Source organism: Chryseobacterium paridis, from assembly GCF_016595215.1.
Classification (GTDB): Bacteria; Bacteroidota; Bacteroidia; order Flavobacteriales; family Weeksellaceae; genus Chryseobacterium; species Chryseobacterium paridis.
Map to the genome: position 1 here is coordinate 2,551,122 of NZ_JAENHK010000010.1, position 16,124 is coordinate 2,567,245.

The following is a 16,124-nucleotide window of genomic DNA, read 5'->3' on the forward strand; positions in this document are numbered from 1 at the left end:
CTATGCCTGATCAGGGAATAATCTTTTTTTTAGTTAATAGTTATCATCCATCACTTTTGGTTGTACTAACTTTTCACTAACGTTATTTGCAAATATTTGAAATGAATATTTAGTTACATTAATAGCTTCTTCTACATTATCGATTCTTTTTCCGTTTACAATTACATAGTTATTATTGTATCCTGTAGAATCTTTCTTGGCCACATTATATTTTTTATAAGTAGAGTTGTCCGTAAATTTAGGTCTTACTTCTTTTTTCAATCTTCCTCTTTTGGGAAGAATTTCGTCTAAAACATCTTTCTCAGCAATTGTATTTCCTTGAAAAATGGAATCTTTTTTCGCTCCTGCAATGGTATCGGTATTATTAACTGCTACTTGTTGCTCAGGTTCATGATTCTCTTCAATGAAATCCTTTTTTTGTTGTTTTATCTCGTGTTCTACCAGTTTAGACTGATCATTTACTACAGAGTTATTTTGAAAATAATTCATGATAAATCCGGCACATAAAAGAACCACCACACTTGCAGCCATCCAAGACCATTTTGGGAAAGATGGTTTTTTCTTTTCAAGAGGGATGATCTTTTCATCGTCATTTACTCCTTCGGCTTTTTGAAGAAAATCTTCAAAATCCCAATCCATTTTCTCGTCTTTTATATCACGGAAAATTTCTTCGTACTTATCTTGAAATTGATCGTTGTTCATAATTCATCAGTTGTGAGATTTGTTCTTTTACTTTTTGTCTTGCACGCATAAGATTTACTCTTACCGCATTTTCTTCCATTTCCAGTATTTCGGAAATTTCAGACACTTCATACTCTTCTACATCTTTCAAATGGATCACCATTTTTTGTTTCTCAGGAAGCTGATTAATAAATCCTATAATATGTTCCTTGAGATTATTAACTTCTATACTATAGAGCTCTGATCGATGAAGCTGCATATCTGCAAAACCAATCTTTACATCATGGTGCTTCAGTCTGTTGAGACATTCATTTTTAACGGATTTCAAAGCATAGGATTTTAAATTTCCAAATTGCTCGAGCTCTTCTCTTTTCTGCCAGAATTTCACCATCAGATCCTGTACTACATCTTCTGCTTCATCACTGCTCATGACGAACCTCTTCGCAAAACGATACATCTCGTTTTTGAGAATAAACACCGTATTCTTAAAGGTCTCTTGGGTCATAAGTTTTGTTTCTATTAGTATGACAATTAAAAAATTAATTTCATTACATCTAAAATTAAAAAAACTTCAAAAAAATTGAAGTTCTTTTTATAATCAAGTTAATAGGTATCAAAAATATATTTTAAAATCCCCTTGTCATCGTCTGTTAAAGACACTTTTCTTCTGGCCATTGCTCTCTCTGCAACTTCGTAAGCTTTGTCTAATTTAAATCTTTCATCATCTTTAAATCCACCCCATGAAAAGTTTTCGATGAGATTGGGAGGAAATCCTTCTTTAAAAATATTGGAAGCAACACCAATTACGGTTCCGGTATTTAACTGGGTATTAATTGCCGTTTTAGAATGATCTCCCATTATTAATCCTGCAAACTGTAATCCTGTATCTTCAAAAGCTTTTGTTCTGTAGTTCCAGAATCTTACATGCCCGTAGTTATTTTTCATGTTTGAGGAATTGGTATCTGCTCCAAAATTACACCACTCTCCGATTACTGAGTTTCCAACAAAACCATCGTGACCTTTGCTGGTATACCCAAAGACGATAATATTGTTGACTTCACCTCCTATTTTGCAGTGAGGTCCAATTGTGGTTGCTCCATAAATCTTTGCTCCCAGGTTAAACTTGGAATCATCACAAAGAACGATAGGCCCTCTAAGATGGCAACCTTCCATCACCTCGGTATTTTTTCCGATGTAGATTTTTCCTGTTCTGGTATTTAATGTTGAAAATTCAATCTGAGCCCCTTCTTCAATAAATAAATCTTTTTTATCACCAAGGAAACCATTGGTTGAAGAAAGCTCCTGAGAACTTCTACCTTTGGTCAGCAATTCAAAATCAAAGTCAATGGCTTTATGATTGTAGGTAAATAGATCTTTAGGCTTTTTAAAGAAAACAAGCTCTTCTTTAATATCAGTCATTTTTTCAATCTGATTCAATGAAAAGCCTTTCATATTGATCCTAGCTGCGATCAATTCATCTTCATATACCAGAGCCTCTCCTTGTTTAAGATCTTTTATTTGTTGTAATACCTGTTCTGTAGGAAGAAAATTAGTAACCAGGAAGAGACTTTCTTTTTCTTCAGGATTTTTAAATTTCTGTTGTAAATAGTTCTCAGTAAAATAAGAAACTTCAGAATTGTCTAATAGCTTCTGCCATCTTTCGGCGAAGGTGAGAATTCCGCAACGCATTTCTGCGATGGGACGGGTAAAAGTAAGAGGAAGAAAATCTTCCCAATATTGTGCATCTGAAAATACTAATTGCATTTTTAAGAAGTTTGAGGTTAAAAAGTTGGAAGCCAGAGGTCAGAAGATGGAAGTTATGACATTACCAATACTACACCTATTTTGCTGATTTCAGCTTCTGATTTCTAGCTAAAGCAAAAATACGAAAACATATGAGAAATTGGGAGAGGTATTTTGGGGATGCGAGGTGTGAGGGTGGAGATGCGGGATACGGGGTGCGAGGTTCGGGATGCGAGATTCGAGGTGCGGGGTGCGAGCGTAAAAGATAATGCGGGTGCTTATCTTTAAATTGAATTAATACTTTAATGTAAAGATGATTTATTTAATCGTCTATATTATTGCAAGGTTTTGAATAGGAAATCTACCATAACATTGATGAATGATCATTCATAAGTAACGAGTCATAAATTAGCTTGTGAGTGTTTTTTGACAACAAGCAACCCCTAACTTTCCATTTTCAATTTTCAACCATCCACTATCATCCTAGCCCCGATAGAAACGGTTACCCTCCTTCGACAAGCTCAGGATAAACGAGGAGTATGAGTGGATAGCGGGATAAAGCTCCTAAAAATAAAAAGTTCTCAATTCTGCATTCCATATAATAAAAAAAAGTCCTCCAATTAATTGGAGGACTTCAATATCTTTTAGATACAAAAAATTATTTCGCGAATTTTTTGTATTTGTTCATGAACTTGTCTACTCTACCTGCAGTATCTACCAATTTCACTTTACCAGTGTAGAAAGGGTGAGAAGTAGAAGAGATTTCCATTTTGATCAAAGGGTACTCTTGTCCTTCATACTCGATAGTATCTTTTGTCTCTGCAGTTGACTTGCAAAGAAACATCTCGTCGTTACTCATATCTTTGAAAACAACAAGTCTATAATTTTCTGGGTGGATTCCGTTTTTCATAATACAATTTTTAAAAAATTAAAGTTTGCTTTCGAAATAGTAATGGATATTTCTCTGCTAATTTTAGGCTGCAAAAATACAATATTTTTTCAAATATCCAAATAGGTAATCCAATATTTTTTTAATGATAAGAAATTTAAAGTATTTTCGTTAAATTTGAAATCTACATATTAAACTTTAATTTCAATGAAATTCAAATTATTACTGGCTTTTTCTTTTTGGATGCTTCTTATGGCGGTATCATGTAATAAAGATGATATCAGCTTTGATGCTCCTTCCCAGCAATTAAGATTCTCCAGCGACACTGTGTTTTGTGATACAGTATACAACCAGGTGCGCTCAGAAACTTATCTGGTAAAGGTATATAATAATGAGGATAAGGATATTTTGATTCCTAGGATTAATCTTGAAATGGGAGCTTCTTCTTTATATAAGATCAATGTAGATGGAAAGTCAGGTTTTGATTTTAAAGATGTTCCTTTGAGAAAAAAGGACAGTCTTTATATTTTTGTTGAAATTGCTCCACAAGCGACAGGGCCTGAAGCCATCGCCGAGGACCGTGTTATCTTTACAAGCCCCGCAGGACAACAACATGTAACTTTATTTTCTGTGGTTCAGGATGCCGAATTTTTTATTCAAACTCCAACTAACCCGAATGTCATTAGTAATCATACAACGTGGAACAATACTAAAGCGAAGATCATTTATGGTGATCTGACTATTAATCCCAATGTCACATTGGATATCCAACCAGGAACAAAGGTGTATTTCCACAAAAACAGTGGAATGAAAGTAGCAGCAGGTGCTACCTTGAATATTAATGGAACATTGAACAATGAAGTAGTTCTTCGTGGAGATCGAAATGACCCTCGTTATGATACTATTCCTAAAAACTGGAATTCTATCCGAATGGATGCCGGATCTACTTTAAATATGAATTATGCCAGGCTTTTTGGAGGAATGAGAGGGTTGGACCTGAAACAAACCAACGCAACAATCAGTAATTCTTTTATTCATACTTTCCTGGAATATGGGATTTATGCTGTGAATTCAACTGTAAATGCAAAGAATCTGGTTATGAATAACTGTGGTGAATCAGCAATAGGTATCTACAAAGGTGGAAATCATAATTATGTTCATTCTACTATAGCTAATTATTCTGCTCCAAATGTGATGTCACAATTTAACCGAAACGGAATCTTTGCCACAAATGAATGGAAAAATGATAGTGGACAAACAGAGCAAGGTGCATTACAGCTGAATGTAAGAAACAGTATAGTATACTCTGACAGAGATAACTCCATTAATTTTGAGCAAACTCCGGGGCAGCTATTTAATTTCCAGTTCCAGAATTGCCTATTAAAATACTCAAATACATCTGAAGCCGGATTTAATTTCGACAGTAATCCGAATGTAGTTCAAAGTTTAAAAAATGAAGATCCACTGTTTGTGAATCGCTTTACTGCGCATCTTAATTTAAGAGTAAAGACTACATCACCCGCGAAAAACAAAGGGAATACAGCTGTAGCAGCAACTGTTCCTACGGATATTGCCAATGTATCCAGAACTACTAACCCAACTCTTGGAGCTTATCAATAATGGAAATTACCAATTTACAGCAACAGGTTGATGAATGGATAAAAACCATTGGAGTTCGTTACTTTAATGAATTGACGAATATGGCAATGCTGACAGAGGAAGTGGGTGAAGTCGCCAGAATTATTGCCAGAAGATATGGTGAACAAAGTGAAAAAGAAAGTGATAAAAGCAAAGACCTGGGAGAAGAACTGGCGGATGTACTATTTGTAACATTATGTTTAGCCAATCAGACCGGGGTCAATTTGCAAGAGGCCTTTGATAAAAAAATGAAGATAAAAACTGATCGCGACAAAGATCGACATCAGAATAATGAGAAATTGAAATAGAGATTAGCAAAAAGGCAAAATCGCGAATTAGTAAAATCGTAAAATTGTCAGTACAATCAATTAGTGTCGGTGGGAACAAAGCCAAGCAACCTCTTAATAATTAATAAACCAATATGTTACGGTTTTCAAGAGTCAAACTTATTGCCATAAACCCTAATACCTGATACCTATAACCTTAAGAAATAATGAAGTTAGAAAAATCTAAATTAGCAGGAGATAAAACGATACAAATCAGCGGTTCGAAAAGTATTTCGAATCGTTTGTTGATTTTGGAAAGTTTGTTTAGTAATATAAAAATCGGAAATTTATCGAACTCTCAGGATACGGAAATGCTTACCAAAGCTTTGTCGGAGAATTCTGAGGTGGTAGATATTCACCATGCAGGAACAGCGATGCGTTTCCTGACATCCTATTTTTCAATTTTTGAAGGTAGAGATACAATCCTTACCGGCTCAGGCAGAATGAAAGAAAGACCGATTAAGAATCTGGTTAATGCTTTACGTGATCTTGGAGCTGATATTGAATATATGGAAAATGAGGGTTTTCCACCTTTACAAATTAAAGGAAAGAAAATCACACAATCTACCGTGAATGTTCCAGCCAATATTTCAAGTCAATTTATTACGTCTTTGCTACTTATTGCAGGGAAACTGGAAAATGGTCTGGAGATCAATCTTGTTGGAGATATTACATCAAGATCGTACATCGAAATGACTTTGGACATTATTACAAAGTTTGGAATCAAAGCCTCTTTTAATGGAAACATTATTAAAGTAGAACCTTTTACAAATCCATCTTCTGTAATTCATTATGAAGTGGAGAGTGACTGGAGCTCTGCATCTTACTTCTACTCTATTTGTGCATTGGGAAGAGAAACCATTCATTTGAAAAGCTTCTATAAGCAATCTACACAGGGAGATTCTGCTATAGCAAAGATTTATGAAAAGTTCTTTGGAATTACAACGACCTTTTTCGAAGATGAGCATAAAATTACTTTACAACCAGATCCTGATTTTTCATTTCCGGAAAAAATTGAATTGGATATGAATGATTGTCCTGATATTGCACAGACGCTTTGTGTAACAGCAGCAGCATTAAAAATCCCATTCGATATTTCTGGACTCGGAACTTTAAGGGTAAAAGAAACAGACAGACTGCAGGCTTTATATAATGAACTGAAAAAAATAGGAACTGAAACTGAGATTACGGATTTGACGATCAAGTCTGTCAGCTTTGGAGAACCTGAGGAAAATATTTCTATCAGAACATATCAGGATCATAGAATGGCAATGAGTTTTGCTCCATTCTGTCTGATCAAAGAAATTAATATAGAAGAAGAGGATGTGGTTGAAAAATCTTATCCTATGTTCTGGAAAGATCTTTCCAGCATCTTAATTTCCTAATGCAACAATTTTTCTAAATAAAAAATAACGATCTCTTAATGAGATTGTTATTTTTTATATAAAACCCAATGGGTAGTAAATAATGCTATCCATCAGGTTTCATCTATCGGTCTTACGAAACAAGGCTCATTAAAGATCCTTTAAACCTCCATCCAGTAATAATTCGGCACCCAGCATAAAACTTGAGTCATCCGAAGCCAAATAAAGTGCTGCAGATGCCAATTCCTCTGGCATAGCCACACGTTTAACTGGTGTGAAATTTCCCATTGCTTCCTTCATTGCTAAAGCACCTTCTGCACTGTCGGTAACCGATGCAAACACAGGCGTATCCACAGGTCCGGGGCTTAAAGTATTAACACGTATTTTACGATCAAGCAGTTCGGCAGAAAAACTTCTGGCCAATGAACGTACAGCAGCCTTTGTTGCTGAATAAGCTGCATGGTTAGGAATTCCCTTTCCATTGACAGTAGAGGAAACTAATACTATCGACGCTCCATCACTTAATACAGGCAAGGCTTTTTGTACTGAAAAGAAAGCTCCTTTGAAATTGATATTGCTAACCTGGTCAAACTGTTCCTCAGTAAAATCTGCCAATGGTGCTAAAACATAAACCCCCGCATTGACGATCAACGTATCTATCTTACCAAAATGGTCCGCTACCGTTTGATAGATTCGGGTAAGATCATTCAGTTTAGAAACATCTCCCTGGATACCTAAACTGTTAGAACCAATCTCAGCGACAGCCTGATCAATAGATTTTTGATTGCGACCCGTAATAGCGACTTGAGCGCCCTCCTCTGCAAAACGCTTAGCGATGGCTAAACCAATACCGCTGCTACCTCCGGTAACCACAGCTACCTTATTCTTCATTTTTTGTGACATAAACATTAAATTTAGACCACAAAGTTGAGAAGAATAGTACCCCGAAAACGATGAACTATTATATGAAAAACATGTGAAGTGGTTCACTTTTTCCGAACCTTGTCGTTACGGATCTTCGACAAAAACTCACGTGTCATATTAAGATAAGAGGCAAGTGCATATTGTGGAAGGCGTTGCACTACCTTTGGATAAGTGGCAGCAAAATCATTATATCGCTCTTCAGCACTTTGAGTCAAATTTGATACGATCCGTCGTGCAAGGTAAGCCGTTGACTTTTCAGCCATCAATCGAAAAAGCGTAGCCAATTCCCAATTAGCATCTTTGAGTTTCTGCTCCGCCTGATGATCGATTTGAAGAATGATACTATTTTCTAAGGCTTCTACAAATTGTGTGGCGGGTACCTGATGAATATAACTATTATAATCTGATAGCCACCAGTCTTCAACCGCAAACTGTATGGTGTGTTCATTGCCTTTATCATCTATCACATAAGAATGGAAAGCCCCTTTCAAAACATAAATCCTATATTTGGCGACAAAGCCAGGCTGAATGATCATTTGTTTTCTTTTGATCTTGACCACCTGGAATGCGGCAGTAAGCCGTTCCATATTTTCAGTTGAAAGGTGGATTTTACGTTTTATATTCTCGAAAAAAGGCGAAAGGTCTTCCATAGCACTAAACTACAAATTTATGCATTTTTCAATATCACCTGCATCAATCAATTTTAAAGTCATTCCTTGTATATTAACGCTCTCCTTTTTCAAAAAACACAAGTCTATAACTTAATTATATATTAAAATTCAATTAACTCCCCAATAAAAGAGATATGAGTATTTTTAAGTTTAAATAAAATACTTTAAACTATGTTCAAACCTAACATGAGATATCTGACGATTCTCTTTTTTAGCATTACTACTACATCCACCATGCTTTCTTCATGTTCAGAAAGTGTAACCGCTATGGACTCTGAAGATAAGAGTATGAGCGTTAATGAAAAGAACGCCAGCAAAGCTTCTCTGGCCACTATCGGGATCGGTAACTGGATGTCCGGATTACAAGATAATACTTCTATTTCCAAAATTTCTATTCCTGGTACTCATGATTCGGGAGCGATGAGGGAAGTTCCTGCAAACAGTGGTACTGCAAAAACCCAAAACCTTACCATCAGTGAGCAACTTAATGCTGGTGTCCGTTTTCTGGATGTTCGTTGCAGACATATTGATAATTCATTTGCCATTCACCATGGTGCTATTTATCAGAATCTGAATTTTGATGATGTCCTGAATGCATGTTATACATTTTTAGACAACCATCCTACAGAAACGATCATTATGTCTGTAAAGGAAGAATATAATGCATCCAATACGACAAGGACCTTTGAACAAACATTTGATTCTTATATCCAGAAGAATCCATCGAGATGGGACTTAGGGGTTAACATTTCTAATCTGGGATCTATCAGAGGTAAAATCAAATTACTAAGAAGGTTTTCTGCCGGAACATCAAAAGGAATCGATGCAACTTCCTGGGCAGATAATACTACTTTCGAGATCAATAATTCTGCTGCCTCTTTAAAAGTTCAGGATTATTATCAGGTAGGTAATAATGATGATAAATGGTCAAAAATTTCAGCATTATACAATGAAGCAAAAGCCGATACCAGCGGTAAACTTTTCATTAATTTCACAAGCGGTTATAAACCTTTAATATTTGGAATTCCAAGTATTCCTACCGTATCCAACAATATCAATCCTAAACTTAAAACTTTATTTCAAAGCAGTCCACAAGGGTCTTATGGGATAATGCCTATAGATTTCATCAGTGCTGAATTATCAGAACTGATTATTAAAACTAATTTCAACTAGGTTATTGGTTCAAAGATAAAATCTTAATCACATAAAAAAGTAGCCCTTAACAGATAAGGGCTACTTTTCTTTAAAAGAACAATCTATTTTTTTAAACCTTAGATAAGATCTATTTCTTTATTCCGTAAGCACGAAGAATTTTATTGAATATCTCGGTATTTTCAAACAATCCTGTAAATTCTTTAGAATGAGGACCATATGCAAATACACTGGATGGAATGGATGTATGGTCATTTGTGCTAAAGTTTCCGAATACCCATCCATCTTTAAGGCTTCCGTCAAGAAGTGTCAGACCTCCGGTTTCGTGATCTCCCAGAACAATAACCAATGTTTCTTTATTTTCATCCGCAAATTTCATTGCTTTTCCTACAACATGGTCGAAATCCAACAGTTCGGTAACAAGTTGTTCAAGATTATTACTATGTCCTCCCCCATCAGTTTGAGATGCCTCTACCATCATAAAGAACCCTTTTTTATTTTCTTTTAAATCATTGAGGGTAAGATCAAAAGCATCAGCTAACCAGTTTCCTCTTCCATTGGTTATTCTTTGTGAAGCTAATGGATCAATAATCAATGTACGGTTATTGATTTTTTTTACTGATTTCAGATCCTGATAAGTATCTATTTTTGCTTCTTTAATTTTCTGGAGATTTTCCGGAGTCAAGCCATTGGTAGGCCCTCCGATCAGAATTTTAGTTTTGGAACTTATAAAGTCTTTCAGAATGGGCTCTGAGCTATTTCTGTTATCTGAATGGGCATAAAAATCTGCAGGTGTAGCATCAGTAACATCTCCTGTGGAAATCAATCCTGAAGTCATTCCCTGACCTTCGATAATATCCGGAATTTGTGCAATTGCTTTTCCCATCTCATCAACACCAACAAAGGTATTTTTCGTCTTCACGCCTGTAGCAAATGCCGTGGAGCCAGGAGCAGAATCTGTAATATAAGCATTGGATGAATTGGTCTTGGACAATCCAGTGGCTTTCATATTGAACACATTCAGCTTTCCTTTGTTTGCTGTAAAAGCTGCATAATATTGAGGTAAAGAAGTTCCATCCGGGATCAGAAGAATTACATTTTTGACATTTTTAACGATTCCATCTGTATTATATGTAGGAGTGTATGTGCTGTACTCTTTTGTATTTTTATAGAAGTTTTTTGGAATGGTATTCAGAAACTTTTTGAGATCAGGAATGTGATCGGTATTGATATAATCCACTCCGAGATCTATAAAATTCACCCATGCATTAGGAAAATCAGGAGCTCCATAGAAACGTACCGGCTTTTGTTGTGCATGTGCAGTTGCCACAGCTTTTTTTATTCTGTCAGTTTCTTCATCTCTTGGAATTCCTTTTCCATTCCATTTTACGAGACCTTGTAGATCTGCACTAAATAACCCAACTCTTTTTAACTCATCGGATGTATATTTTTTATCCAAATCACCATCAAAATAAAGATAAGTAGGATAATTTTTAAAATCACCAGGAAGAGGCCGTCCACCTGTAATTACAATTCTAATTCCCTGATTGTTTGTAATCTCCGGATAATTTTTTAATGTACTGACTAACGCATCTAAGGTTGTTTTATAATCCTGCTTAACATCAATAAGCAGTTGAAGTTTTTTATTGGGATCCTGATAAATATTTCCTTTATTCAGTTTAATTTGTTTCGAAATATTATCCAGATAGAGACTTTCCAATGTTCTGTCCGGTGATAATTCTTTTTCTGTATGAGCGACCCACAGCTTCCCATTGACAAGGAAAACATCTGCCTCAATAGATCCAAAATTGGCATAATAGGCTTGCCAGAAAGGTATTTCCTGTTCATAGTCATTATGCGAATGTGCATTGCTTACATTATATTGTAAATAATTCTGTGCCTGATTTTGTGAAAAAATGGCCATGGCCAGTAAGACCCCTATTTTTATCTGTTTCATAATATCTTATTTTAAAGGCGAAAGGGCTAAATCGCGGATTCGTTAAATTGTAAATTCGTGGGCTCAGATAAGTGTTGATCAGTTCTACAAAGGAAAAATGTCCTAACAATTTAACCCCACTCTCGCATCCCGAATCTCAAACCCCTCCCCCCAATTTTACCATCCTTGATTTTGTTTAATAATACCATGACTATTAACAATTTCAACCTGCGGAACTGCCCATACATTATGTACTGAAGGATTGAAATTTCTGGCAGCCCAAACTACCTGACCACTAATACCATGTAAAGGTTGGGCATAAGTAGCCTGAGCATCTCCCCAACGTACAAGATCTCTATGTCTGTCCGCCCATTCTCCTGCCAACTCGCAACGTCTTTCATGTTTCAGGTCAGCAAGCGTACATCCATTCTTTGATGCTAATCCAGCACGATTTCTGATCATGTTGATTTCAATATCAGCATTCTGTCCCATCATAATTTTCGCTTCTGCTTTGATCAGAATTACCTCAGCATAACGCATTATAGGAACAGCAAGATCTGTACACGGATAATCCCCGTTCGCACTCACATGCCCACTGTTTAATGCATACTTAAATGCATCCATATATTTATTAAACTGATATCCTGTAAGAGAATTGGTAGAAGCGTATGTTCTTGGGTTTCCATTAAAAGTAAACTGATCTCCCAGCTTCAGAATTGTTGCACCTCTTCTATTATCTCCTGTTTCATATTCATCATATAATTCTTTGGTTGGCTGGAAATATCCCCATCCATTATATAATCCCCAACCTTTGTTCTCAAGCATAACGCCTGGAAGAATACTTCCTACTGAATTAAATTTAGGTGTACTTGGGATAGACCATATATATTCTGAACTGTAATTATTTTCGGCTTTGAAAACATCTGCATAATTTGTCAGCAACGTTCTGTTTCCTTTTGTCATCACTTCATTAGCCCAAAATGCAGCATTTTGCCAGTCTTTCATAAAGAGATAGACTTTAGCAAGAAGCGCCCATGCAGCAGCTTTATGAGGTCTTCCATAATCTTTCGCAAGAAGTTGTTCCTGTGCTGGAAGTAATTCTGCAGCTCTCTTCAGATCAGCAACAATATAATTGTAATTATCCATTACATTTGCTGCTCTTGGAATAGGATTGGGATCTGCTTCTTTTGTCCGATCCACAATAGGAACTCCGGCTTTTTCATTTCCATAATTATAAGCCAGTTCGAAATACATTCTGCTGCTCATAAACAAAGCCTCTCCTAAATACTTGTTTTTAACAGCTGCCGACGTCTGAATATTATCGATATTACGGATTACACGATTAGCAACCCCAATCACCATGTATCTTTTATTCCACTGTGTTTCCAAATCTCCAGCTGCAATATAATTACTGCTAAAATTCTTTGCATTATCAGCCTCGCTTTTTGCTCTTCCCGTCACCATGTCATCACTGGCATTGATGAACCAAAAAAAACCTCTTCCATAAAATTCACTATCAGATAAAGGTCTATACATGGCGTTAGCTCCTGTTATCAGATCATTTTCTGTTTTCCAGAAGCTTGCTTCCGTAGGAGTACCTTCTGGTTGAACATCTAATTCGCTAGTACAAGAAGAAAGCATTACCGCGATCCCTGATACCCAAAATATTCTTTTGAAAAATTTCATCTTTTTACTTTTTAATTGTTAAAAATTACAATCCTATTTCTACCCCAAAAATAAATGAGCGTGCCTGTGGATATCTTCCGGTATCCACACCATACGTATCCATTCCCACTTCAGGATCAAAACCAGTATATTTAGTGATGGTAAACAAATTGTTTGTTGTTACATAGATTCTCAGCTTGGTTACATCAAGCTTCCCGTACAATTCTTTTGGTAAAGAATAACCGATGGTAAGGTTTTTCAATCTTAGATAAGAACCATTTTCAACATAGAAATCTGATACTTTTGAATAGTTGCCACTTGGATCTCCCTGTACAAGTCTCGGAATATCCGTATTGGTATTTTGTGGAGTCCAAGCATTGAGAATCTCTTTATCCATATTATAGTTCTGTCCTGTACCTCCTGGATTTAATGAAATGAACTTCAATCCATTGAATATTTTATTTCCATATACTCCCTGGAAGAAAACATTGAGATCAAAGTTTTTCCAGGTCATATTATAAGATAATCCGTAAGTAAATTTAGGGTATGGGTTTCCAAGGTTGACAAAATCATCATTGTTTAGTGTTCCTGTATTTCCATCTTTTTTCAGGAATTTGATATCACCAGGTTTAGCATTGGGTTGTATAAGATTTCCATTAGCATCCTTGTAATTGTTAATCTCTTCCTGCGACTGGAAAATTCCACCTGTCTTATATCCGTAATAAGAATATAATGACTCTCCTACTCTGATTCGGGTCGGCTTCAATACACCTCTTACGCCATTACTATTGATAAAAATCTCATTAACACCAGCTAATTGTTTAACCGTATTTTTTAGTTGACCAAGTGTTGCTCCTATTGAATAGGTAAAATCTCCTGTATTTTTACTATTATAATTAATCCCTAATTCAAAACCTTTATCCTGAAACAATCCGGCATTAATATATTCATCTACATATCCTGTTGTACTGGTAAGGCTTGAATTGAAAATCTGATCTCTCGAATTTTTAATAAAGTAATCAAACTGTAAGGAAAGACTATTATGCAGGAATGAAGCATCCAAACCAAAGTTGGTCTGCTCTGATTTTCCCCACTTCAAATTCGAATTAGGGCGGGTAGTTGCATAATAAGCAATATTCTGGGAAGGATCCTGTCCAAATATTACATTGTTATATCTTATCATTAATGGATTGACCGCTTGAGATGAGATCCCTCCAAGATTTCCTAAAATACCATAACTTCCACGCAATTTTAAATTTGAAAGCCAAGAAACATCATTCATAAAAGTTTCCCGTGATATTAACCAAGCACCAGAAACTGCATAATAATTAGCAAACTGGTTTTGTTTTGCGACCAACGAAGTTCCATCTCTTCTTCCTAATAAACTGATCATGTATTTCCCTGCGTAATCGTAATTGATTCTTCCTAAATAGGAAACCAATGCTTGCTTAAATTTATAGCTGGAAATATCTTTATTGGTATCTGCTGCATTTTGGAGATGTTGAAAGACTTCTGCCTCACTTCTGAAGTCATAACCTTTAGCTACAAACCCTTCATCTATTGTTTTTTGAAAAGTAAAACCTCCCAGAAAATCAAAATTATGTTTGTTCAGAGCTATTTTATAGGTAAGAAGCTGCTCCGCAAGAGCTGTGGATGAGTTGTTTGATTGATACTCAAGATTGTTGGTATCGAAAATCTTTCCGACTTCCAGAACTCTGTATGTAAAATTCTTAACCGTTCCCAGCTTGAATGTCTGAGAGAAATTCGATCTGAATTTAAGATTTTTAGCTAAAGTAATCTCAGCATAAGGATTAATGAGAATTTCATGTGTAGGATTTCTGATACTGATCCTTTGAAGATAAGCAACAGGGTTGATCATATCTCCGTAACCTCCTGCTACATCAATAGGTAATCCGGAAAAAGCTCCGTTAGGAGCATACACCGGAACGTTTGGTGGATAATACATCGCTGCCACTAAAGCTCCTGTATAACCACTTTTCGTATCTGCAGTGTTTCCATCAGAGTAATTGTAATACATATTCTCTCCGATTGTTAACCAATCCTTTACCTTGTGCTCTGAATTGACTCTGAAATTATATCGTTTTGCCTGTGTATTTAATAATATTCCTTCCAGGTTTCTGTGGTTCATTCCAACAAAAAATCTGGATTTTTCGCTTCCCCCACTTAAATTGAGATTATACTCCTGAATAGTTCCTGTCCTGAAGATTTCCTTCATCCAATCTGTTCTGGTAATTCTTCCATCAGGATATTGTTCAGCATTAAAAGCCAGAGGCAGATTGTTGAGTTTACCTGCATTTTCAAAAGCCTGACGCATTACATCCTGAAACTCAGCTGCATTTAAAGATTCTTTCAATTTCCAGGCTTTGTTAATCCCATATTTAACATCAAAATCTACAGTAAGAGCTCCTTTCTTCCCTCTCTTGGTGGTAATTAGAATTACTCCTCCCGAAGATCTTGCTCCATAAATTGCCGCGGAAGCATCTTTAAGTACTGATATATCCTGAATATCATTAGGGTTAATAGAAGGTGTTCCGTTGAAAACTACGCCATCTACTACATAAAGAGGGGTCTCTCCATTAACTCCACCTAAACCACGAATATTCACTTTCGGAGAACCATTAGGATCTCCCCCTTCGTTTACCACAGTAACTCCGGGAACTTTTCCCTGGAGTACTTCACCAATTCCGGACAACGATCTTGAACTAAGTTTGTCTAATGAAGCTTCAGAAACGGCACCCGATACTTTACTCTTTTTCTGCGTTCCGTATCCTACAACCACAACCTCATCTATAGATTTTTCTTTTAAGCTGTCTTTTTTCTGAGACAACAATACCGGTGATATACACAGAGCACCAATTAATAGTCCCCGGCCTGTTAAATAGGCCGCCGAGACAGGGGTTTTCAATACAGTCATTGCATGTTTTTGATTTCGGATGCAAAATTAGACCAGCCTGATCGGTAGGGTCGTTAACATTTTTTTATATTTTCATTAAGAAATAGTAATTATGGCTTTCAAAAACATCGCATAAAACCTTAAATATCAAATAGATAATAATAAAATAATCATTCTTATCATATTCCCTACATGATTAAGATTAACTTTATTTTAAGTTT

The 16,124-nt window shown here is 36.0% G+C and carries 13 protein-coding genes; 4 read left to right on the top strand and 9 right to left on the bottom strand.

Annotation, left to right across the window (positions count from 1 at the left end):
- Positions 1–33: 33 nt before the first annotated feature.
- The 4 genes from JHL15_RS20995 to JHL15_RS21010 form a co-directional block, all read right to left on the bottom strand.
- Entirely contained in the window at positions 34–702 is a 669-nt protein-coding gene (locus JHL15_RS20995) for a hypothetical protein (RefSeq protein WP_200249075.1), read from the bottom strand.
- On the bottom strand, positions 677–1,186 hold the full coding sequence (locus JHL15_RS21000) for an RNA polymerase sigma factor (protein WP_200249077.1): 510 nt from the start codon (positions 1,184–1,186) through the stop codon (positions 677–679). Before JHL15_RS21000 ends, JHL15_RS20995 begins: the two co-directional genes overlap by 26 nt.
- 98 nt (positions 1,187–1,284) lie before the next feature.
- Positions 1,285–2,445: a GlmU family protein gene (locus JHL15_RS21005; protein WP_200249079.1), complete on the bottom strand. Its 1,161-nt coding sequence runs from the start codon at positions 2,443–2,445 to the stop codon at positions 1,285–1,287.
- A 637-nt stretch (positions 2,446–3,082) separates the two neighbouring features.
- Positions 3,083–3,334, bottom strand: a complete 252-nt coding sequence (locus tag JHL15_RS21010; RefSeq protein ID WP_062702555.1) for a type B 50S ribosomal protein L31 — start codon at positions 3,332–3,334, stop codon at positions 3,083–3,085.
- 186 nt (positions 3,335–3,520) lie between these two features.
- On the opposite strand from JHL15_RS21010, the gene JHL15_RS21015 reads away from it, so the two are divergent.
- The 3 genes from JHL15_RS21015 to JHL15_RS21025 all read left to right on the top strand — a co-directional run bounded on the left by JHL15_RS21015 (position 3,521) and on the right by JHL15_RS21025 (position 6,662).
- A complete protein-coding gene (locus JHL15_RS21015) occupies positions 3,521–4,933 on the top strand; it encodes a hypothetical protein (RefSeq protein ID WP_200249082.1) in 1,413 nt (470 codons plus the stop codon).
- Entirely contained in the window at positions 4,933–5,259 is a 327-nt protein-coding gene (locus JHL15_RS21020) for a nucleotide pyrophosphohydrolase (protein WP_034678907.1), read from the top strand. The genes JHL15_RS21015 and JHL15_RS21020 overlap by 1 nt, the downstream gene beginning before the upstream one ends.
- A 185-nt stretch (positions 5,260–5,444) precedes the next feature.
- Positions 5,445–6,662, top strand: a complete 1,218-nt coding sequence (locus tag JHL15_RS21025) for a 3-phosphoshikimate 1-carboxyvinyltransferase (RefSeq protein ID WP_200249084.1) — start codon at positions 5,445–5,447, stop codon at positions 6,660–6,662.
- 129 nt (positions 6,663–6,791) lie between these two features.
- On the opposite strand, the gene JHL15_RS21030 is transcribed toward JHL15_RS21025, so the two are convergent.
- A complete protein-coding gene (locus tag JHL15_RS21030) occupies positions 6,792–7,532 on the bottom strand; it encodes an SDR family oxidoreductase (protein ID WP_200249086.1) in 741 nt (246 codons plus the stop codon).
- Between the two features lie 95 nt (positions 7,533–7,627).
- Positions 7,628–8,215 carry a Crp/Fnr family transcriptional regulator gene (locus JHL15_RS21035; RefSeq protein WP_200249088.1) on the bottom strand — a complete coding sequence of 196 codons (588 nt, stop codon included), beginning with the start codon at positions 8,213–8,215 and terminating at the stop codon, positions 7,628–7,630.
- 192 nt (positions 8,216–8,407) lie between these two features.
- On the opposite strand from JHL15_RS21035, the gene JHL15_RS21040 reads away from it, so the two are divergent.
- On the top strand, positions 8,408–9,409 hold the full coding sequence (locus JHL15_RS21040; protein WP_234047821.1) for a phosphatidylinositol-specific phospholipase C: 1,002 nt from the start codon (positions 8,408–8,410) through the stop codon (positions 9,407–9,409).
- A gap of 109 nt (positions 9,410–9,518) precedes the next feature.
- Here JHL15_RS21040 and JHL15_RS21045 read toward each other — a convergent pair whose 3' ends face one another.
- The 3 genes from JHL15_RS21045 to JHL15_RS21055 all read right to left on the bottom strand — a co-directional run bounded on the left by JHL15_RS21045 (position 9,519) and on the right by JHL15_RS21055 (position 15,924).
- Positions 9,519–11,345 carry an alkaline phosphatase gene (locus JHL15_RS21045; RefSeq protein ID WP_200249090.1) on the bottom strand — a complete coding sequence of 609 codons (1,827 nt, stop codon included), beginning with the start codon at positions 11,343–11,345 and terminating at the stop codon, positions 9,519–9,521.
- Between the two features lie 156 nt (positions 11,346–11,501).
- Positions 11,502–13,010, bottom strand: a complete 1,509-nt coding sequence (locus JHL15_RS21050) for a RagB/SusD family nutrient uptake outer membrane protein (protein WP_200249093.1) — start codon at positions 13,008–13,010, stop codon at positions 11,502–11,504.
- Positions 13,011–13,035: 25 nt separating this feature from the next.
- Entirely contained in the window at positions 13,036–15,924 is a 2,889-nt protein-coding gene (locus JHL15_RS21055; RefSeq protein WP_200249096.1) for a SusC/RagA family TonB-linked outer membrane protein, read from the bottom strand.
- Between the last annotated feature and the right edge of the window lie 200 nt (positions 15,925–16,124).